At 70.6% G+C, this 20,611-nt stretch carries 15 protein-coding genes; 11 read left to right on the forward strand and 4 right to left on the reverse strand.

Translation table 11 applies throughout. The annotated features are described in order from the left end of the window. Window positions 1–54: 54 nt before the first annotated feature. The 6 genes from abc-f (at window position 55) to WAT24_RS11465 (ending at window position 7,782) form a co-directional block, all read left to right on the forward strand. Window positions 55–2,070, forward strand: coding sequence for a ribosomal protection-like ABC-F family protein (gene abc-f, locus WAT24_RS11440; RefSeq protein ID WP_336808003.1), 2,016 nt, complete (start codon window positions 55–57; stop codon window positions 2,068–2,070). Beyond that, on the forward strand, window positions 2,067–2,975 hold the full coding sequence (locus tag WAT24_RS11445; protein ID WP_336808004.1) for a phosphoglycerate mutase: 909 nt from the start codon (window positions 2,067–2,069) through the stop codon (window positions 2,973–2,975). Before abc-f ends, WAT24_RS11445 begins: the two co-directional genes overlap by 4 nt. After that, window positions 2,972–4,756 (forward strand): single-stranded-DNA-specific exonuclease RecJ, encoded by a 1,785-nt coding sequence (recJ, locus tag WAT24_RS11450; protein WP_336808005.1) that lies wholly within the window; start codon window positions 2,972–2,974, stop codon window positions 4,754–4,756. The genes WAT24_RS11445 and recJ overlap by 4 nt, the downstream gene beginning before the upstream one ends. 177 nt (window positions 4,757–4,933) lie before the next feature. After that, complete coding sequence (locus tag WAT24_RS11455; RefSeq protein WP_336808006.1) at window positions 4,934–5,317, forward strand: SpoIIAA family protein; 384 nt, start codon at window positions 4,934–4,936, stop codon at window positions 5,315–5,317. A gap of 297 nt (window positions 5,318–5,614) precedes the next feature. Then, window positions 5,615–7,303, forward strand: a complete 1,689-nt coding sequence (asnB, locus tag WAT24_RS11460; RefSeq protein ID WP_336808008.1) for an asparagine synthase B — start codon at window positions 5,615–5,617, stop codon at window positions 7,301–7,303. Between the two features lie 62 nt (window positions 7,304–7,365). Continuing rightward, window positions 7,366–7,782, forward strand: a complete 417-nt coding sequence (locus tag WAT24_RS11465; protein ID WP_336808009.1) for a VOC family protein — start codon at window positions 7,366–7,368, stop codon at window positions 7,780–7,782. 1 nt (window position 7,783) lies between these two features. Here the strand turns inward: WAT24_RS11465 and WAT24_RS11470 are convergent, their stop codons facing one another. Both WAT24_RS11470 and WAT24_RS11475 read right to left on the reverse strand, forming a co-directional pair. Then, window positions 7,784–8,140 carry a response regulator transcription factor gene (locus WAT24_RS11470; protein ID WP_336808010.1) on the reverse strand — a complete coding sequence of 119 codons (357 nt, stop codon included), beginning with the start codon at window positions 8,138–8,140 and terminating at the stop codon, window positions 7,784–7,786. 2 nt (window positions 8,141–8,142) lie between these two features. Continuing rightward, the gene (locus WAT24_RS11475) at window positions 8,143–9,549 is read right to left on the reverse strand and encodes an ATPase domain-containing protein (protein ID WP_336808011.1); all 1,407 of its coding nucleotides are present in this window, start codon (window positions 9,547–9,549) and stop codon (window positions 8,143–8,145) included. 473 nt (window positions 9,550–10,022) lie between these two features. Here WAT24_RS11475 and WAT24_RS11480 point away from each other — a divergent pair, with 473 nt between their 5' ends. Next, the gene (locus WAT24_RS11480) at window positions 10,023–11,429 is read left to right on the forward strand and encodes a tyrosinase family protein (RefSeq protein WP_336808012.1); all 1,407 of its coding nucleotides are present in this window, start codon (window positions 10,023–10,025) and stop codon (window positions 11,427–11,429) included. A 355-nt stretch (window positions 11,430–11,784) separates the two neighbouring features. Further along, window positions 11,785–13,191 carry a tyrosinase family protein gene (locus WAT24_RS11485; RefSeq protein WP_336808013.1) on the forward strand — a complete coding sequence of 469 codons (1,407 nt, stop codon included), beginning with the start codon at window positions 11,785–11,787 and terminating at the stop codon, window positions 13,189–13,191. Window positions 13,192–13,245: 54 nt separating this feature from the next. On the opposite strand, the gene WAT24_RS11490 is transcribed toward WAT24_RS11485, so the two are convergent. Continuing rightward, window positions 13,246–14,046: a glucose 1-dehydrogenase gene (locus WAT24_RS11490; RefSeq protein WP_336808014.1), complete on the reverse strand. Its 801-nt coding sequence runs from the start codon at window positions 14,044–14,046 to the stop codon at window positions 13,246–13,248. Between the two features lie 156 nt (window positions 14,047–14,202). Between WAT24_RS11490 and WAT24_RS11495 the strand changes: the two genes are divergently transcribed. From WAT24_RS11495 to WAT24_RS11505, 3 genes are all read left to right on the forward strand, one after another. Then, a complete protein-coding gene (locus WAT24_RS11495) occupies window positions 14,203–15,072 on the forward strand; it encodes a helix-turn-helix transcriptional regulator (RefSeq protein WP_336808015.1) in 870 nt (289 codons plus the stop codon). Between the two features lie 34 nt (window positions 15,073–15,106). Further along, window positions 15,107–16,852 carry a serine hydrolase domain-containing protein gene (locus WAT24_RS11500; RefSeq protein ID WP_336808016.1) on the forward strand — a complete coding sequence of 582 codons (1,746 nt, stop codon included), beginning with the start codon at window positions 15,107–15,109 and terminating at the stop codon, window positions 16,850–16,852. A gap of 176 nt (window positions 16,853–17,028) precedes the next feature. Beyond that, window positions 17,029–18,021 carry a sensor histidine kinase gene (locus WAT24_RS11505; RefSeq protein WP_336808017.1) on the forward strand — a complete coding sequence of 331 codons (993 nt, stop codon included), beginning with the start codon at window positions 17,029–17,031 and terminating at the stop codon, window positions 18,019–18,021. 19 nt (window positions 18,022–18,040) lie between these two features. Here the strand turns inward: WAT24_RS11505 and ligD are convergent, their stop codons facing one another. Beyond that, window positions 18,041–20,602: a DNA ligase D gene (ligD, locus tag WAT24_RS11510; protein ID WP_336808018.1), complete on the reverse strand. Its 2,562-nt coding sequence runs from the start codon at window positions 20,600–20,602 to the stop codon at window positions 18,041–18,043. Window positions 20,603–20,611 lie beyond the last annotated feature (9 nt).

A 20,611-nucleotide genomic window follows, 5' to 3' on the forward strand; every position in this document is an offset into this window, starting at 1 on the left:
CTGGGCATTCGCGGGCAGCTATCATGCGCAGTCGCCCCTTCGCCCGACCCTCCGATGATCGCGTTCCGCCACTTCGCCCTGCGCCGCGGCAGCCGGCTGCTGCTTTCCGATGTCGACCTGGTGATCCAGGCCGGCTGGCGGCTGGGTGTGGTCGGCCGCAACGGCTGCGGCAAGTCCAGCCTGTTCGCCGCCCTGCAGGGGCGGCTGGAGGGTGACGCAGGCGAACTGGACATGCCGGCCCGGATGCGCCTGGCCTCGGTGGCGCAGGAGACGCCCGCGCTGCCCGATGCCGCGCTCGACTACGTGCTCGGCGGCGACGAGGAACTGGCGCAGGCACTGGGCGAGGAAGCCCGGGCGCAGGCCCGTGGCGACACCGAGGCGATGGCCCGGGCGCATCACCGCATCGAGGAACTGCACGGCTACGACGCGCGCGCCCGCGCCGGCCGCCTGCTGCACGGCCTGGGCTTCTCGCCGGAGACGCACGAGCGTGCCGTGAAGGCGTTCTCCGGCGGCTGGCGCGTGCGCCTGAACCTGGCCCGCGCGCTGATGGCGCCCTCCGAGCTGCTGCTGCTGGACGAACCGACCAACCACCTCGACCTCGACGCCGTGCTGTGGCTGGAGGAGTGGCTGCGCCGCTACCAGGGCACGCTGCTGGTGATCTCGCACGACCGCGAGTTCCTGGACGCGGTGACCACCCACACGCTGCACCTGCACGAGGGCAGGGCGCGGCTCTACACCGGCAACTACAGCGCCTTCGAGCGCCTGCGCGCCGAGCAGCTGCGCCAGCAGCAGATCGCGCACGAGCGCGAGCAGGCCGAGCGCGCGCACCTGCAGGCCTTCGTCGACCGCTTCAAGGCGAAGGCCAGCAAGGCCAAGCAGGCGCAGTCGCGCATGAAGCGGCTGGAGAAGCTGGCCGGCACCGAGGCGGTGCGCGCTGAGCGGCCGTTCCGGTTCCAGTTCGCGGTGCCCGAACGGTTGCCCGATTCGATGCTGCAGCTGGAAGAGGTGGAGGCAGGCTACGCGGCTCTGCGCCCTCTCAAAGCCGGGGTGAGGGAAGGGACTGAGGCAAGCCCCGGCCCCGCACCCCAACCCTCCCCCCGGGAGGGAGAGGGAGCACACGTCGTCCTTTCGGACGTCCGCTTCAGACTGGAGGCCGGCGAGCGCATCGGCCTGCTCGGCCCCAATGGCGCCGGCAAGTCCACCCTGGTCAAGACGCTGGTCGGCGAGCTGCCGTCGCTGGCCGGCGAGCGCAAGGCGCACAAGGATCTCAAGGTCGGCTATTTCGCCCAGCACACGGTCGAGAGCCTGCGCGAAGGCGCCAGTCCTTTCGACCACCTGCAGGACAAGGCGCCGGGCGTGGCCGCGCAGGTGCTGCGCGACTTCCTGGGCAGCTGGAACTTCGCCGGCGACCGCGCCTTCGAACCGGTGGACGGCTTCTCCGGCGGCGAGCGCGCGCGCCTGGCGCTGGCGCTGATCGCCTGGGACAAGCCCAACCTGCTGCTGCTCGACGAGCCGACCAACCACCTCGACCTGGACATGCGTGAGGCGCTCGCCGATGCGCTGGCCGACTTCGACGGTGCGTTGGTACTGGTCTCCCACGATCGCCACTTGCTGGGGATGGTCTGCGACAGCTTCTGGCGCGTGGCCGACGGCCGCGTCGAACCGTTCGACGGCGACCTGGACGACTACGCGCGCTGGCTGCGCGCCCGTTCCGGCGTCGCAAAAAGGAACGCGAAAACCGAAGAGGGCGGGCAAGAAGGTCCGCTGCCGGATGTGCCCGCACAGGCTGCGCGCACGAGTGCACCCGACCGGCGCCGCGCGGCCGCCGCCCAGCGCGAGCAGGACAAGGCCTCCCGTGCCCGCGTGAAGAAGATCGAGGCGCGCGTCGCCGCCATCGATGCCGACCTGGCCGCGCTGGACGCCAGGCTGGCCGACCCGGACACCTACAACGGTCCCACCGCCGAACTGATGAAGCTCGGCCAGCGCCAGGCCGAACTGCGTCGCGAGAAGGAAACCCTCGAAACCGAGTGGCTGGAACTCTACGAGCAACTGGAGGCTGCTGGCGCATGAGCGGTGCCGTGGAACTGTGGCTGCCGGCGTGGGACCGGTTCGACCCGGGCCATCCCCTGCATCGGTTGCTCGCACGCGCGGACCGGCTGGACCCTGGCCCGCGGGGTTACCTGGCCGGCCTCGCCGCCTGGTTCGACACGGCCCGGCCGATCCCCGCCGGCGCGCTGACGCGCGAGCTGGCGGCGCACGATGCCGGGGGCGCGGGCTGGCTCTGTGCCGACCCGGCCTGGATCGAACCGGACATGACCGGCGCACGCCTGCTCGCCTGCGGCCGCATGCAGTTGGGCGTCGGCGACGCGGAGGCGCTGGCGGAGCCGTTGCGCCCGCTGCTGGAAGAGCAGGGCATGCACCTGGAACTCACCACGCCCGACCGCTGGCACCTGCGCCTGCCGGCCGGCACCGTCCTGCCCGATTTCCCGGCGCCGGAACGGGCGCTGGGCGAAGACCTTCTGTCGCACCTGCCGCAGGGACCGCAAGGGCGACGCTGGCGCATCCTGCAGAACGAACTGCAGGTGCTGCTGCACCAGCACCCGCTGAATGCCCGGCGCCGCGCGGCAGGGTACCCGCCCGTCAACAGCCTGTGGCTGTGGGGCGGCGGTACTCTGCCGACACGGGTCGGCACGCGGCTCTCGGGCGTGGTGAGCGGGGACCCGCTGCTCCGCGCGCTGGCCGCGCGCGCCGGCATCGTCCATCGGCCGCGCGACGCCGCCGACGATGCGTTTGCCGCAGGGCCGGGCTGGCTGGTCGACCTGCAGGACCTTCCGGCCGCGTCGATCGCGACCGAATGGTGGCCCGCGATCGACGCGCTCGCGCGCCGGCAGCCGCTGCACCTGAACTTCGCCAGCGGCGAACGCCGGCTCCACCGGCCCTGGCATCGCTGGCGCTTCTGGCGCTCCGGCACATGAGGGCACCCACGCTGCACCGGCGCGTGCCGCACGGCATGCCCGTGGGCTGGGGCGATGCCGTTCACCCGGTGCTGCGCCAGGTCTATGCCGCACGCGGCGTGCTGCATCCGGCCCAGGCCGAACACCGGCTGCGCCACCTGCTGGCGCCGCAGTCGCTCGGCGGCCTGGAGCGCGCGGTCGACCTGCTGGTGGAAGCCATCACCGGCGACGCGTCCATCGTGATCGCCGGCGACTACGACTGCGACGGCGCCACCGGCACCGCGGTCGCCGTGCGCGGCCTGCGCCTGCTCGGCGCGCGGCGGGTGGACTACGTCATCCCCAACCGTTTCGTGCACGGCTACGGGCTCAGTCCCGCGCTGGTCGCCACGCTGGATCCCGCGCCCGACCTGATCGTGACGGTGGACAACGGCGTGGCGAGCCTCGCCGGCGTGGACGCGGCAAGGGCGCGCGGGATCCGCGTGATCGTCACCGACCACCACCTGCCGGGCGAGCGGTTGCCGGCGGCCGATGCGCTGGTCAATCCGAACGTGCTCGAGGTGCGCGCCTGCGGGCACGGCGAGCCGGCCTGTACGGACTGCACGCAGAGCGCCCGGCTGAACCAGGCGTTCCCCAGCCGCGCGCTGGCCGGAGTGGGCGTGATGTTCTACGTCCTGCTGGCGGTGCGCGCGCGCCTGCGCGAGCGGGGCGCCTTCGCCGGCCGCGACGAACCGGATCTCGGCAGCCTGCTCGACCTGGTCGCGCTCGGCACCGTGGCCGACCTGGTGCCGCTGGATTTCAACAACCGCGTGCTGGTCGAGGCCGGGCTCAGGCGCATCCGCGCCGGGCGCGCCTGCCCGGGCATCCACGCGCTGGTGGAGGCGGGCCGGCGCAGCCCGGCCAGCGTCTGCGCCAGCGATCTGGGCTACGCGGTGGGGCCCCGCCTCAACGCCGCGGGCCGGTTGGAAGACATGCGCCTGGGCGTGGCATGCCTGCTCGCCGACGATCCCGGCCAGGCGCGGCTGCTCGCCGAGCGGTTGAGCGCGATCAACCAGGAGCGGCGCGACCTGCAGGAGGCGATGGTGGCCGAGGCCGAGGCGATGCTCGGCCAGGTGGGGCTGGGGGCGCTGGAGACGCGCACCGGCGTCACGCTGTTCGAACCGTCCTGGCACGCCGGCGTGGTCGGCCTGGTCGCCTCCAAGCTCAAGGAGCGCCTGCATCGCCCGGTGATCGCCTTCGCGCCGGCCGACGAGAACCGGCCCGACGAGTTGCGTGGCTCCGCGCGTTCGATCCCCGGCTTCCACGTGCGCGACGCCTTGGCCGCCATCGACGCGCGCATGCCCGGGCTGATCGAGCGCTTCGGCGGGCACGCCATGGCGGCGGGCCTCAGCCTGAAGGCGTGCGACTACCCCCGTTTCGCCGAGGCCTTCGACGCGATCGCCCGCGAACGGCTGGACGAGGAACGCCTGCAGGCCGTGCTCTACACCGACGGCGAGCTGCCGGCTGGCGCCTTCACGCTGGAACTGGCGCGCCAGCTGCGCGACGGCGGTCCGTGGGGGCAGGGCTTCCCCGAACCGCTGTTCGACAACCTGTTCGAATACGCGCACTGGCGCACGATGGGCGAGCGCCACTGGCGCCTGGACCTGCGCGACCCGCGCGACGGCAGCGTGCACGAGGCGGTGATGTTCAACGCGCGCGCCACGGCCCCGCCGCCGCGCATGCGCGCGGTCTACGAACTGGCGATCAACGACTGGCAGGGACGCGAGAGCGCGCGGCTGCTGCTGCGCCACGTCGAACCGGCGTGAACCCGCCTGGGTTCCGGGAGCGAGCTTGCCCCGATGCTTTTTTCTGCCGCGCCGCGAAAGGGAAGAGCATCGCGAGCAAGCTCGCTCCTACATGGGTGGCGTGCTTTCACGCAGCCCTGCTTGCATAGCCGCGCCCGCCGCGCTTGGATGGGGCTCCGACCACGCGGAGACCGTCCCATGATCGAGCAGATGACCGACCTGCCAGCCGGCACGCTGGGCTTCACCGCACGCGGCAAGGTGACCGCGGCCGACTACGAGAACGTGTTCGTGCCCGACGTGGAAGCGGCTTTCGCGCTCAACCGCAAGCTGCGCCTGCTCTATCACGTGCCACCGGAATTCACCGGCTTCGAGCCCGGCGCCATGTGGGACGACACCAAGCTGGGCTTCCGCCACTGGAGCGGCTGGGAGCGCATCGCGCTGGTCACCGACGTGAGCTGGCTGCGGCTGGTGGCGCGCACCATGGGCTTTACCGTACCCGGCGAATTCCGCCTCTACCGCAACGCGCAACTGGACGAGGCCAAGGCCTGGATCAGCGAATCCTTCCGCGAGCACCATGCCTAGCCGGTGCTTGCGCGTCCGCCGCAAACCTGCTCCACTCGCGCCATGTCCATGCCGACCGCCCGCTTCCCCGCCGTTGCCGCGCCCCGCGCGGCGCGCGTGCGGCCGGCCCTGAACAACCGCCCGAACAACAACCGTCGCCTGCACCAGGGGGCCGGCGCGTAGCCGCACGTTCGAGCAAGAACTACGCGACGAAGGCCCGCCCCGTGCGGGCCTTCGTCGTTCTGGGCGTTCGACGGATCAGCCGGACCGTACGCGCCGCCACCGCCTCCGGCCACTCGACCCTCGGGAGCTGCGTGTATGTGTGGGATCTTTGCCATGTTCGACCTGGGACCGGGTGACGACCTGGCCGCCCTGCGCCGGCAGGCGCTGGAGCTTTCGCAACACCAGCGCCATCGCGGGCCGGACTGGTCCGGCGTGTTCGTCGACGCCGGCGTGCTGCTGGTGCACGAGCGCCTGGCCATCGTCGACCCGGCCAGCGGCGCACAGCCGCTGCGCTCGCGCGACGGCGCGCTGGCGCTGGCGGTCAACGGCGAGATCTACAACCACGCCCAGCTGCGGCGGGGCAGCGGCTACGACTTCACCACGGGCTCCGACTGCGAGGTGATCGCGGCGCTGTACCGCGAGGGCGGTGATCCGGCGACGTGGCTCGCCCGCCTCAATGGCATCTTCGCCTTCGCTCTGTGGGACGGCACGGCCCAGCGCTACCTCGTCGCGCGCGACCCGATCGGGGTGTGTCCGCTGTACTGGGGCCACGACGCGCAGGGGCGCCTTTGCGTGGCCTCGGAGATGAAGGCGCTGACAGGCGTGTGCGCCGACCTGGCGGTGTTCCCGCCCGGCCACGTCTACGACAGTGCCGGCGGTGAACTGCGTCGCTACCATCATCGCGCCTGGCGCGACCACGCCGCCACGCAGGGCAGGGCGCCGGGCAACCTGCGCCTCGCGCTCGAACAGGCGGTACAGCGCCAGCTGATGACCGACGTGCCCTGCGGCGTGCTGCTGTCCGGCGGCCTGGATTCCTCCCTGGTTGCCGCCTGCGCCGCGCGCTTCGCCCGCGAGCGCGTCGAGGACGGCGGCCGCAGCGAAGCCTGGTGGCCGCGCCTGCATTCCTTCGCCATCGGCATGGAAGGCTCGCCCGACCTCGGCGCCGCGCAACTGGCCGCCGAGGCGCTGGGCACCGTGCACCACGGTTTCGTCTACACCTTCTGGGAAGGGCTGGACGCGTTGCCGGAAGTGATCCGCCACATCGAGAGTTACGACGTCACCACCGTGCGCGCGTCCACGCCGATGTACCTGCTGGCGCGGCGGATCAAGGCGATGGGCGTGAAGATGGTGCTCTCCGGCGAGGGTTCCGACGAGCAGTTCGGCGGCTACCTCTATTTCCACAAGGCGCCTTCGGCCGAGGCCTTCCACGAGGAGACCGTGCGCAAGCTCGATGCGCTGCACCTCTACGACTGCCTGCGCGCGAACAAGGCGATGATGGCCTGGGGCGTGGAGGCGCGCATGCCGTTCCTGGACCTGGAGTTCATCGATGCGGCGATGGGCTTCGATGCCCGGCACAAGATGACCGGAACGCGGCCCGACGGCAGCCGCAGCATCGAGAAGGCGGTACTGCGCGAGGCCTTCGAGGGCGTGCTGCCCGAGGCGATCCTGTGGCGGCAGAAGGAGCAGTTCAGCGACGGCGTCGGCTACGGCTGGATCGACGGCCTCAAGGCCCATGCCGAGCGCACGGTGAGCGACCGGGAGTTTGCCGCCGCCGCGTCGCGCTGGCCGCACCACACGCCGGCCACCAAGGAGGCTTACCTCTACCGCGCGCTGTTCGAGCGGCACTTCCCCGGCGAGGCCTGCGCGGCGACGGTGCCCGGCGGCAAGTCGATCGCCTGCTCCTCGCCGGCCGCCCTGGCCTGGGATGCCTCCTTCGCCGCCGGGGCCGACCCCTCCGGGCGCGCCGTGCGCGACGTCCACGCGCAGGCGCTGGCACCTGCCTGAATCGAACGCCGGCGTCGGCCGGGACGACCTATCATCCGCCAACCCACCACGGAGGATCCGCCATGAGCCTGCTGCCCTATGTCTACTTCAACGGCCGCTGCGAGGAAGCGCTGAACTTCTATGCCGCCTGCCTCGGCGGTGGCGTACGGCTGCTCGAGCTCCACCGCTTCGCCGGTTCCCCGATGGCGCAGAACGCACCGGAAGGGTGGGGCGAGAAGGTCATGCACGCGAGCCTCGGCACCGAGGGGCAGCCGCTGCTGCTGGCCTCCGACGGCATGACCCATGCGCCGAGCGAGCCGCCGCGCGGCTTCTCGCTCGCCTACGGCGCGGCCACGGTGGAGGAGGCCGAGCGCGTGTTCGCGGCGCTGGCCGAAGGCGGCCGCATCGACATGCCGATCGCGCAGACCTTCTTCGCCGCCCGCTTCGGCATGCTTACCGACCGCTACGGTATCGCCTGGATGGTCAACTGCGACGGCTGAGTCACGCGCCGGTACGGAAGCTGCCGACCAGCGCCAGCAACTGGCCGATCCGGTACGGCTTGGGGAGGAAGGCGTCGTAGCCGAAGGCGGTGGGCGGCAGGTGTTCCTCCGGAATGGCGCTGGTGAGGATGATCGGCTGCGCGAACCCCGCCTCGCGGAGGCGGGCGATCATTTCCAGCCCGCTCAGCCGCGGCATCATGAAATCGGTGATCACCAGCTCCGGCTGCTCCTGCAGCGCGATGCCCAACCCGGCATGCCCATCGGCGGCAGCGGTCACGTGGTACCCGGCGTCCTCCAGTACGGTGGCTGCCACCAGGGCCACATCCGGCTCGTCCTCCACGAGAAGCACGCGCAGCATGATCAGTTCGAATCCCGACGGGTGCCGACCCGCGGGTCGGGCCCCAGCATCAGGCCCCGGTCGCCGATGTGGAACTCGTGCGTACGCGGGTCGAAATCGCTGTCGCGCAGCTTGACGACGGACAGCGACCGGTGAAGGTTCACGCCCCGTCGCCCGGTGTTGACCAGGAGGATGTTCTCGACCATGGCGGAGAGCTCGTCCGTGGGCATCAGCGTCTCGTCCAGACGCAGTTCCGGGATTTCGGTGGTGTAGAGCATGGTCGCGCCGAGCTGCTCCAGTTGTATCGAGAGCGCGTTGATCACGTAGGGCAGGCGGTCGGCGACCACCAGGCTGTCGCGGATCGCCACCATGCCGTCGACGAACACCCGCCTGGCGCCCATGGCGCGGGCCCGCTGCACGATGTCCTGGATCACTTCGTCGGCGAGGTTCTCGCTGGGCGGCAGCCAGACCTGCTCGAGTGCCCCGGTCTGGAACGGGCGCTCCAGGTCCAGTCCGAGGCTGCGCGCCCTGTACCGCAGGTGGGCGGGCGTCTCGTAGAAGCCCAGCATCAGCGCCGGCTCCTGTTCACTGGCCAGCGACAGGAAATGCATGCCGATGGTGGTCTTGCCCGCACCGCTCGGACCGACCAGCAAGGTCGCCGAGCCGGCCGGCAGGCCGCCGCCGAGCAGGGCATCCAGGCCCGCATGGCCCGAGCCCACCCGATGCGTGCGCGCCACCGGCGCAGGCAGGTCGCGGATCAGGCTCTCGGGGCGCGGGAACACGGCGATACCGTCCTGCGTGATGCGGAAATGGTGCTTGCCGTGCAGGACCGCCGCGCCGCGGTGCTTGCGCACCTGGATGGTGCGGTAGGCACGGAACCCCTGGGTCTCGTCACTCAGCTCGATCCAGCCGTCCACCATGGTGTGTTCCGGGCAACTGGCGGACCGGTTCTGGTGGGTGAGCATGACCAGTACCGCGTCGCTCATGCCCGCCACGCCCTGCAGGGCATGGATGAACGCGCGGAACTCCTGCTCGGATGCGACCGACTGCGCCACGAAGGTGCCGTCCAGCACCATCGCGGTGGCGCGGTGGCGCTTGAGTTCGTGCTGGACCAGCTTGAGCAGGCCGGGCAGGCCTTCGCGCTCCAGCACGCCGTAGGCGCTCAGGTACTGCAGCGAGCCGGGGACGACGCTGCTCTCGTAGAAGCTCATCTGGCTGACGTAGGCGAGCATCCGCGCGCTCGATTCGGCCAGCAGGGTCATGTACAGCGCGCGTCCGCCGGCGCGGACGTGGGTGTAGCAGAACTGGTTGGCCAGGATGGTTTTCCCCGCGCCGGGCGGGCCCTGGATGATGTAGGCCGAACCGCGCAGGAAGCCGCCGTCGGTCAACTGGTCCAGCCCCTCGATGCCGGTCGAGACTTTTTCGATCACGTCGAACTCCCGTCAGGTCCGGTGGCGCGCACCGGACGGTACTGCGCGCACGGACGAGCCGGCCATGTTAACGGCACCGCGTCCCGATGGGGGCGTGACCTGCGACCCGGGCGTCCGCCGACGGACGGCGAGGCGCGATGCGCATCGATAGCACGGTCGTTCGCCAGCCGGCCCCGTCGGCGTGGCGGCGCGTCCGGCCTTCGCGCCCGCCCGAAGAGCCCGGTGCGCGGGCACCGCCGGCAGCCGTCTCCTCGATTCGGGCACCACTCCCGCTTGACCTCGGGTTGACGCGTGCGGCTTTCCACTTGCAGCCCGACAAAACGCAGCAACCGGGCGGAGGAACGGCAGCAGTGGTGGTGTGCTCTGCTGCCGTTTTGCTTGCCCGACCCGCCCCGAGGCAACGGCCCCTCCCCACGGCCGGTTCACGGATTCCTCATTGCCGACCGGACAGAGGAAATTCCATGGAGAACATCATGATTTCCCGAAGGCGCTTCCTGCAGTCATCCCTGTCGCTCGCTCTGGTTCCCCTGCTGCCGCGGGTGGCGGTGTCGGCGACCCTGAGCGTGCGGCCCAGCTGGCAGGCATTCATCACGGGCCCGAAGTTCCCGGTGCTCTGCAACACCATCGGGATCATGAAAGCCAACAAGAACAGCGCCGATCCCAATGCATGGACGTTCTGGTCGGAGGTGCATCGCCTGAACTGCCCTCACGGGCAGCCGTACTTCCTGGCCTGGCACCGCGGCTTCCTGTACCGCTTCGAGAACAAGCTGCGCGAGATTTCCGGTGACCCCACGCTGACCTTGCCGTACTGGAACTACTACCTCGCGCCTGCCGTGCCAGCGGAATTTCTCGATCCGTCCTCGCCGCTGTACCGGGGTGACCGCACCGGCTTCGACGTGACCGGGGCCCTGAGCTACGACGCCTTCGCACCCACCATCATCTACTTCCAACGCGGCAAGACCGATGCCTTCGAGCCCATCGTCGAAGCGCGACCGCACAACCGGGTGCACAACCTGATCGGTGGCGCGATGTCATCGATCCTCATCTCGCCCAAGGATCCGCTGTTCTGGGTTCACCACGCCAACATCGACCGGCTGTGGGTCGCCTGGCTGAAGGCCGGTGGCGGACGCAGGCAGCCCGCCCCGACCAACACCTACTGGTCGGGCACTTTCACCTATGGCACCGGTATCGACGACATGCCGAGGGTATGGACCAACAACACGACCACCTATCTCGGTTACCGGTACGACGACGAGACCCTGCCCACGCAGACGACCACCAAGCTGACCTCGGTCGCCAGCGCGCTCACCGCAGGTGCTCCGCCCTTGCGGCCATCGCTGCACCTGACCGTGCCGCTCGGCAGCTCGCGCCCGCTGGCGCTGGACGAGCGCTCGCTCAGCATCGACGTGCCGCTTGGCGCGACCGATGCCGCCCGCGTGCGCTCGCTGATGCTGCGGCCGACGGTCGGTCAGACCGCAGAAACAGGCCCGGTGCGCGTGGTGCTCGACGGAGTGCGGCTCACGGCACTCGGCGAGCGCGGAGGCTACTTCTACAACGTCTACCTCAACCTGCCGGAGCAACCTGGCACGAGCCGGCCGGAAAGCACCTTCCTGCTCGGCTCGCTGGGCCCCTTCGAGATCGGCGTGGCACGCATGCAGGCCGCCATGCAGGGCATGCACGGCATGCAGGAGATGCATGCATCCCACGACACCCGCGTGAAACTCGTCTTCCCGGCGATCGAGGCGTTGCGCCGGGTCTGGCCTGCCGATCTGGACAAGCTCACGGTCTCGTTCGTCCGTGTCGACGGGCGCCGCCAGCCGGTCAAGGGCGAGGTGATCCGTGTCGAGTCGTTCCGTGTCGAAGCGGACCCTGCATTCTGATTCGCGGCAAGGATCACCCCGGTTGATAGCGATGACAGGTATGGGGTGATTCCTTTACCCCCGGTTGACGTGCAACGCGCTTCACTGACGAGGCTATGAACGGGCGGAATCCAGAAATGGAGTGCAGGACGAACGCAGCAGCATGCGGGTGCGAGGAAGCCACTGCATGCAGCAATCCCCGCGTCGATCCTGTGTGCAAATCACGCATCACTGCCCGTCGGTAAGGTCCTGCAAACACCCCACCTCCGGCCCGGGCGAGGGAACGCCCGGGTCGCGGGACTGCCGTCAACGGAGGACAGCCATGATTTCAAGAAGACGTTTTCTTCAATCGTCCCTCGCCGCAGCGCTCGTTCCCATGCTGCCGCGGGTCGCCCTGTCCACCGACCTGCGCCTGCGGCAGAGCTGGGAGACCTTCCGCACCGGCCCCACGTTCGCCTCGTTCTGCAACGCGATCGCCTCGATGCGTGCCAACAAGGACGCGACCTCCCCAGCGAGTTGGGCCTACTGGGCGGACGTACACCGCATGTACTGCCCGCACGACACCTCCTACTTCCTGGCCTGGCACCGCGGCCTGCTGTACCGCTTCGAGGGCTGGCTGCGGCGCATCTCCGGCGACCCGAACCTGGTGTTGCCGTACTGGAACTACTACAACCATCCGACCGTGCCGGCGGAGTTCCTCGACCCGGATCTGCCGCTTTACCGCAAGGACCGCACCGGTACCGACGTCTCGGGCGCCCTGAGCTACGCCCCGTTCGCGGACACGATCATCCACTTCCAGCGCGGCAAGACCGATGCCTTCGAGCCGACGGTCGAGACCGCGCCGCACAACCCCGTGCACAACCTGGTCGGCGGCATCATGTCCTCGATCAGCTGGTCGCCGAAGGATCCATTGTTCTTCGTGCACCATGCCAACATCGACCGGTTGTGGGCAGCCTGGATCAACGCCGGCAACGGACGCCGCCAACCCGCGTCGACCAACAGCTACTGGTCCGGGGATTTGATCTACGGCGACGCGCTCAAGAGCGTGCCCCGCGTGTGGACGATCAACACCAGCACCTACCTCGGCTACCAGTACGACGACGAGACGATGCCGACGGCGCCATCCACGGACCCGCCGCCCGGCACTTCGACGGCCACGGCCGCCGGTGCCGGTACCTTGTCCTCGTTCAGCCTCGTCAACGCGGCGCCGCTCCGTCCGGCGGCAACGCAGCGCGTGCCGCTTGGTTCCTCCCAGCCGCTGGTGCTCGACGAGCATTCCGTCAGCATCCAGGTGCCACTGTCGGCGAACGATGCCGCACGCGTGCGCTCGGCCATGCTGCAGCCGGCGACCGAGACGGCGGATGACGGCAGCGATCCCGTGCGGGTGGTGCTCGACGGCGTGCGCCTCACTGGACTGGGCGAGAAGGGCGGCTACTTCTACTACGTCTACCTTAATCTGCCCGAACAGCTGGATGCCGGCCGACCGGCGAGCAGCTACCTGCTCGGCACGCTGGGGCCCTTCGAGATCAGCGTGAAGCAGATGAAGGCGAGCATGAAGGGCAAGAGCATGCACGACATGTCCCATGCACAGGACATGGCCGGCAGCGAAGGCCCGGAGGTGCGCATGGTGTTCTCCGCGACCCAGACCCTGCGCCGCATCTGGCCGTCCGATCTGGATCAGCTTTGCGTATCGTTCGTGCGCGTCAATGGCAGCGCGCACCCCGCCAAGGGGCCTGTGATCAAGGTGAAGGCATTCACCGTCGAAACCGATCCCAAGGCCTGATCGGGCGCCAGCCACCACGCGTGCGGTGAACGCCTCATGCGTGGTGGACCCCGCTCAGACGTACTGCATCTTCACCGTCATGCCGCCGTCGACCACGAAGCGCTGCCCGGTGACGAAGCCGGACTGCGGCGAGAGCAGGTACACGGCCAGCGCACCGATGTCCTGCGGCATGCCGACGCGGCCGGCGGGGTGCTGCGCGTGATCCTTGCGGCTGAGCTTGGGCGTGCGGCGCTCGCCCGGCTTCTTCCAGCCGTCCACCGCGATCCAGCCGGGCAGGATCGCGTTCACCCGCACGGCCGGCCCGGCGCTGACCGCCAGCGCGTGGGTGAAGGCCAGCATGCCGCCCTTGCTTGCGGCATAGGCTTCCGTGTCGGGCTCGGACTGTAGCGCGCGGGTCGAGGCAATGTTGACGATCGCGCCGCCGGCCTCGGCCAGCGCGGGCAGGGCGTGCTTGCTGCACAGGAAGGTGCCGGTGAGGTTGGTGGCGAGGTAGCGGTTCCAGTCCGCCAGTGCGAGCGATGCCAGCGGCGCGCGGTGCGGCTCGGCGATCCCGGCGTTGTTGACCAGCCCGTCGATGCGGCCGAAGCGTTCCAGCGCGGCCTGCACCCAGCGCTGCACGCTGGCCTCGCGCGCCACGTCCAGCGGCACGAACGCGGCCCGTTCGCCCACCCGCCATGCGTCCAGGCAGGCCCGGCCGGCCTCGCGGTCCAGGTCGCCGATCAGCACGCGGCCGCCGGCGCCGAGTACCGCCTGCGCGATGCCGCGCCCGATGCCCTGGGCACCACCGGTGACCAGCACCACGCGACCGTCGAGCGGCCGAGCGTCGTAGTCGGTGATGGCGGGTACGTCGGGCATGGCGGCTGTCCTGGTTCGCTGCTGCGGGGAGGCTAGCGAGGCGCCGGCAAATCCGCGTGTGCGGGGGAAGCGGGCACCGTCACGGGCCGAGCCGGCGGCACTGCTGCCGCGCCTCGCCGCCTGCTAGCCTGCGGCTTCCCCGCGAGGTAGGGCTGGATGCCGCGCATTTTCGGCCACGGCCAGTTCCTGGGCCAGCACGAGCAACGCTGGCAGGCGCCCGGCTTTTCCGTGGCGCGGCTGGTGCCGACCGTGCCCGAACACGGCGTGGAGGAGCACACCCATGCCGAGGGGCATTTCGTGCTGGTGCTGCGCGGCAGCTACGTCTCCTCCGCACGTGGCGCACCGGCGCTGGCCCGCGAACCGCTGCTGGTCTACAACCCGCCGGGCACGGTGCACCGCGACCGCTTCCGTGACCTGCAGGGCGGCGTGTTCGTGACGGTCGCCGTGCAGGTGGCCACGCTGCGGGAGTACGCCGACGCCATCGCCCTTCCGGACCATGCCTGCGTCCTCGAGGGCCTCGCGCAGCGGGTCGCCCGGCGCCTCGCCGCGGCAGGCGGCGAGGCCGGCACGGCCGACGCGCTGACGATCGAGTCGCTGTGCGCGGAACTGCTGGACGCGACCGCGACGTACGGCCGCACGCTGGCCTACCGTCAGGCACCGGCCTGGCTGTGGCGGGCGCGCGAGCGCATCCACGACGATTGCGGCAGCCAGCTCGGCCTGGCCGACATCGCGGCGGCGGCCGGCGTACATCCGGTCCACCTGACGCGGGCCTTCCGTCGCCATTTCGGCGGCACGCCGGGCGACTACCTGCGCCGCTGCCGCCTGGCCAAGGCCGCCGGGCTGCTGCGGGCACGCTCCCACCAGGGCCTGGCCGCGGTGGCCGATGCCTGCGGCTATGCCGACCAGGCGCATTTCTCGCATGCCTTCAAGCGCGCCTTCGGCCTGTCGCCGGCGCGCTATCGCGAGGCGCTGCGCCCGCCGGCGCAGGTTTGCCAGATACAAGACCGCCACCGCAGACCGGCCTAGGATGGCGCGCCACCCCTTCCCTGGAACCCGAGCCATGCGCTTTCCCGACACCGTGCTTCTGCTGCTCGCCGGCGTGCTGTCCGGCCTTGCGACGGTCCCGGCGATCGCGGCGGACGACGCGAGCCGGCTCGTCGGCCTGTGGGGCAACGAGACGGTCGCCGACACGGTGGCGGGCGAGCTGGTGATCGACGGCCGCGGCACGCCCTGGCATGCGACGATCGCCGGCTTCGAGGTATCCGTACAGCGGCACGACGACCGGCTCGACCTCGTCCTGCCGGGCGGGCAGGGGCGGTTCCGCGGGCAGCTCAGCACCGACCGCGCCGCCGTCGAAGGCTTCTGGATCCAGCCGCCGGGCATGGCGCTGGCCAGCGCCTACGCGACGCCGGTGGCGCTGCGGCTCACGCAGCCGCAGGTGTGGGCCGGCACGGTGCGGCCCTTGCCCGATCGCCTGTCGCAGTACCTGCAGATCGAGCGCGGCGCGGACGGCGCGCTCACCGCCTTCATCCGCAACCCCGAGCTCAACCTCGCGCGCGAGCGCCTGCTCACCGTGCAGATGGACGGCGACGCCGTGACCTTCGCCGACCCGCGCCGCCCCAACTGGGCGCTGCACGCCGTGCTGGACGGGGAGACCGGCCAACTGCGCGTGAACTGGCAGGGCATCGGCGTGTTCGCGTTCACCCGCCGCAACCGTGACCAGGCACCCGGCTTCTACCCGCGCACGCCCGCGCAGCCGCAGTGGCGCTACCGCCAGCCGCCCGACCTCGCCGACGGCTGGCGCACCGCCTCGCTGCAGGCGGCCGGCCTGGACGAGGCCCGCATCGCCGCGCTGGTCGCACGCCTGCAGCGGACGGCCGCCCCCGGCGCGCCGCAGGTGCAGGGCCTGCTGATCGCACGGCGCGGCAAGTTGGTGCTGGAGGAGTACTTCCAGGGCTTCGATGCGTCGCGCCCGCACGACACCCGTTCGGCCGGCAAGACCTTCGCCCCGCTGCTGGTCGGCCTGGCCATGGCGCAAGGCCGCGCCTTCCACCCCGACACGCCGGTGGCCTCGCTGCTGCCCGACTACGCCGCGTCGGCCAGGCCGGACCCGCGCAAGGCGCGCATCACCGTGGCCGACCTGATGAGCATGCGTTCCGGCCTGGCCTGCGACGACAACGACGAGCGATCGCCCGGCAACGAGGACACCATGCAGGGACAGCACGCGCAGAACGACTGGTACCGCTACACGCTGGAGCTGCCGATGGCCCGCGACCCCGGCGGCACGCAGGCGGTGTACTGCTCGGCCGGCATCAACCTGCTCGGCGCCATCGTGGCGCGGACCACCGGCCGCTGGCTGCCGGCGTTGTTCGACGAGGCGGTCGCCCGCCCGCTGCAGATGCGCGACTACCACATCAACCTCATGCCCGACGGCGACGCCTACCTGGCCGGCGGCCTCTACCTGCGCGCGCGCAACCTGCTCAAGCTGGGGCAGCTCTATCTCTCCGGCGGCACCTGGAACGGCCGGCGCCTCGTCGACCGCGCCTGGGTCGCGCAGTCCACCACCCGGCACAGCGCCTTCGCCCCCGACCACGGCTACGGCTACGGCTGGCACCTGCACACCGTCCAGGTCGGCCGGCGCGCGTATCGGGAATACGCAGCGGAAGGCAACGGCGGGCAATTCGTCATGGTGCTGCCGGAGCTGGATCTGCTGGTGGCCATCACCGCCGGCAACTACGGCGACTTCCGCACCTGGTATCCGCTGCAGGACCTGGTCCGCGAGTACGTCATCCCCACCGCGCCCTGACCGTATCCCCGCACCCGACATCCATCACGGGCCCGGATCCCCGATCGCTGCCCTGGCCGCACAAGTGGCGGGGGCCTTCCGGCCGCGCCGGCGTTTCCTTGCTCTTCATGATTCCTGCGCGTAGGGTTAACGAGCAGATCACAATCTTGAAGCCCCGGGGACGACGGCCAGCCGATGTGAAGAGCCGGATCATCGCCATTCTGTCCCGCAAACGGCCACCCGCGATGGTCGGCTACGCGGTCGCCGTGGCGTTGTCCTTGCTGGTGTGGGGGTTAGAGCTGGCGTTCAGCCCGTCCTTGCACCGTTATCTGCCTTTCACGCCGGTGATCTTCGTCACCGCCCTCGCGTGCGGCCGCAACCCGGCCCTGCTGGCCACCCTGCTCGGAGCCGTGCTGGCGGACCGCTTCTATCTCCTGGCGGACGGCCATGCCGAGCCGTTCGAGCCCGAGCCGCTCTTCCTGCTGCTGTTCGTCGGGGTCGGTGCGGCCATTGCCACCCTGGTCGAGGCGCTCGCCAAGGCCGTGCGCAAGCTGATCGTCGCCGAGGAGGAGAAGTCGCTGCTGCTGGACGAACTGGCCCATCGCACGCGCAACGACCTGATGATGATCTCCCAGGTGCTGGCCTTCCAGGCGCGGCGCCAGAGCGAGCCGCAGGTGCGCGCCGCGCTGGAGTCGGCGGTGGCGCGCGTGCGGGTGGTGGCCGAAGCGCAGGAGCGCCTGCGCAGCTCCGGCAAGCACGGCCGCGTGGAGGTGGCCAGCTATCTCCAGGCGCTCGGCCACGGCCTGGCCGACCTGCTGCGGGACGTACGCCCCATCACCGTGCGCGTGGAGGCCGCGCACGTGCTGGTCGAGGCCCCGGTGGCCGTGTCGATCGGGCTGATCGCGAACGAGCTGGTGACCAACGCCTTCAAGTACGCCTTCCCCGAAGGCCGCGGCGGCACCGTGCAGGTGCGCCTGGAGCAGGCGGACGAGGGGATGGTGCTGACCGTGGAGGACGACGGGGTGGGCTGCCCCATGTCGCAGGACCAAGGCCTGGGCTCGCGGCTGGTGCAGATGCTGGCGGCGCACATGGGCGGGCAACTGGAGCGCGTGCCGGTGCCGCAAGGGCATCGCGTGCGGGTGAAGCTGCCGATCAAGCCGGCGGAGGTCGTCCTCGGCAAGGCCGTGTGAGGCGATCGCCAGGTGGCGATCAACCGCCGCCCAGCCGCTTCATCACCTCTTCCAGCGACTGCTCCACCGCGTCGATGCCTGCCCAGGGATCCTTGCGCAGGCGCTTGAGCCGCTCGGGCGTGCTGCGGATGTCGAACGCGGCGCCGTTGCGGATCTTGCCCAGCTCCTCCCAGCGCAGCGGCACCGCCACCGGCGCGCCGGGACGGCCGCGCAGCGAGTAGCTGGCCACCGCGGTGGCGCCGCGGCCGTTGCGCAGGTAGTCGACGAAGATCTTCCGGTGGCGGATCTTCTTGGTCGACACCGCCACGAAGTCCAGCGGATGGCTGCCGGCCAGCGCGGTCGCGAAGCCCTGCGCGAAGCCTTTCACCGTGTCCCAGTCGGAAGCCGGCCTGAGCGGCACCACCACGTGCAGGCCCTTGCCGCCGGTGGTGCGCAGGAACGATTCCAGGCCCATGTCCTTGAGCAGCTTGCGGGTCAGCCGTGCGGCGGCGACCACGCGCTCCCACGGCACGTCCGGGCCCGGGTCCAGGTCGAACACCACGCGGTCGGCCATGTCCGGGTCGTCCACGTGGCTGCCCCAGGGGTGGAACTCCAGCGTGTTGTACTGCACCAGCTCGATGATCGAGTCGGCGTCCTTGGGGTAGAGGTAGACCGCCGAGGCGCCGGTCTCCTCCTTCAGCCGCGCCGAGCCCACGTAGTGCAGCCCGCCGGAGGGGATGTGCTTCTGGAAGAACGAGGAGTGGGCGATGCCCTCGGGGAAGCGGATCAGCGAGGTCGGCCGGCCGATCACGCCGGGCAGGAACCAGTCCATCACCGCGCGGTAGTAGTCCACCACGTCCTGCTTGGTGTAGCCGTCGTCGGGGTAGAGCACCTTGTCCGGGTGGGTGATGCGAATGGCCGGCCCGGTCTCGTCGGCCGCCACCTGGGCCTTGCGCTTTCGCGGTTTCGCCGAGGCCTTGGGCGCCGGCGGCGCGCGGTCGCTGTCGCGCAGGTCGTCGGGCGACTTGTCCGGCCGCATGGTCTTCAGGCTCGCCTGGCGCAGCAGGTGCTGGTTGCCGATGCCGCGGTAGTAGACCTCGGCCACGGCGCTGGGCGGGATCCACTTCGACTCGCGCGGCGCGCCCTCGGTGTGCGCGATGGTCGGCTTGCTGCTGCCGCCCCTGGCCAGCGTCCTGGACAGCGCGCGCAACTGTTCGTTGCTGAAGCCGGTGCCGACGCGGCCAACGAAGGTCCAGTCGCCGTCCGGGGCAGGGCGCGCCAGCAGCAGCGAGCCGAAGCCCTCGCGGCCGCCCTTGGCCGGGGTGTAGCCGACCACCGCGAACTCGTCGGCCTCCAGCCGCTTGATCTTCAGCCAGTCGTCGCCGCGGCCGCCGCGGTAGGGGCTGTCGGCGCGCTTGGAGATGATCCCCTCGAGCTTCTGCTCGGCGGCCGCCGCGAACACCTGCGCGCCGTTGCCGACCACGTGCGAGCTGTAGGACAGGTGCGCCGGCGCATCCTGCAGCAGCGCCTCCAGCACCGCCTTGCGCTGGATCAACGGCGTGCGCGAGAGATCCCAGCCCTCCAGGTAGGGCAAGTCGAACAGCATGTAGGCCAGCGGCGCGTTCGCCTCGCCCGAAAGCGTCTTCTGCAGGCCGTTGAAGTCCGGCTGGCCGTCGGCGTCCAGCGCGATCAGCTCGCCGTCCAGCCGCGCGGACCTCAGGCCCAGCGCCTGCACCGCCTGCAGGATGTCGGGAATCTTGTCGTCCCAGGGCAGGGCGTTGCGCGACCACAGGTGCACTTCGCCGTCGGCGATGGCGGTGAGGATGCGGTAGCCGTCCCACTTCACCTCGTGCACCCAGTTCTCGCCGGTGGGCGGCTCGTCCTTGAGCCGCGCCAGCTGCGGCTCGAAGAACTCGGCGTCGATCTTCGCCTTGCGCGCGCCCTCCGCCGCGGCCGCCCGTTCGATCGCCTTCGTGTGGCGATGGCCCTTGGCCCTGGGCGGGCTCTTGCGGCGCGTGCGGGCGAGCTTCTGCGCCACCTCCTTGGCGCCGCCGCTCTTGCCCGCCGCGGCCTTGGTGCTGGCGACCATGCGCGCGTCCAGCAGGTCGTCCGCCTCGATCTTGCTCGCGAACGGGTCCTTGTCGTGGAACAGGAACCAGGTCGGCTGGCGCGACGGCTTGCCGCTGCGCACCAGGTGCCAGGCCCCCTTGAGCCGCTCGCCGTACAGCTCGAACTGGAGGTGGCCCTTCTCCAGCTGCGCCTCCGGATCGTAGGGCGTGGACCAGTAGCCGCGGTCGAAGGTATCCACGTGGCCGGCGCCGTAGCCCTCCGGGATGTCGCCTTCGAAATCCGCGTAACTGACCGGATGATCCTCCACCTCCACCGCCAGCCGTTTCACCGACGGGTCGTACGAGGGCCCCTTCGGCACCGACCAGGACTTCAACGCATCCCCCACCTGCAGCCGGAAGTCGTAATGCCGCCGGCTGGCGTGATGCAGCTGCACCACGAAGATCGGGCGCGTACCCGTGCGGGCGGAGCCTTCGGACGAAGGCTCCGGCGTGCGGTCGAAACGGCGCTTGCGCTTGTATTCCTGGAGGCTCACGTGAGGCTC

It is taken from the genome of Fulvimonas yonginensis (assembly GCF_037137055.1).
GTDB lineage: Bacteria > Pseudomonadota > Gammaproteobacteria > Xanthomonadales > Rhodanobacteraceae > Frateuria_A > Frateuria_A yonginensis.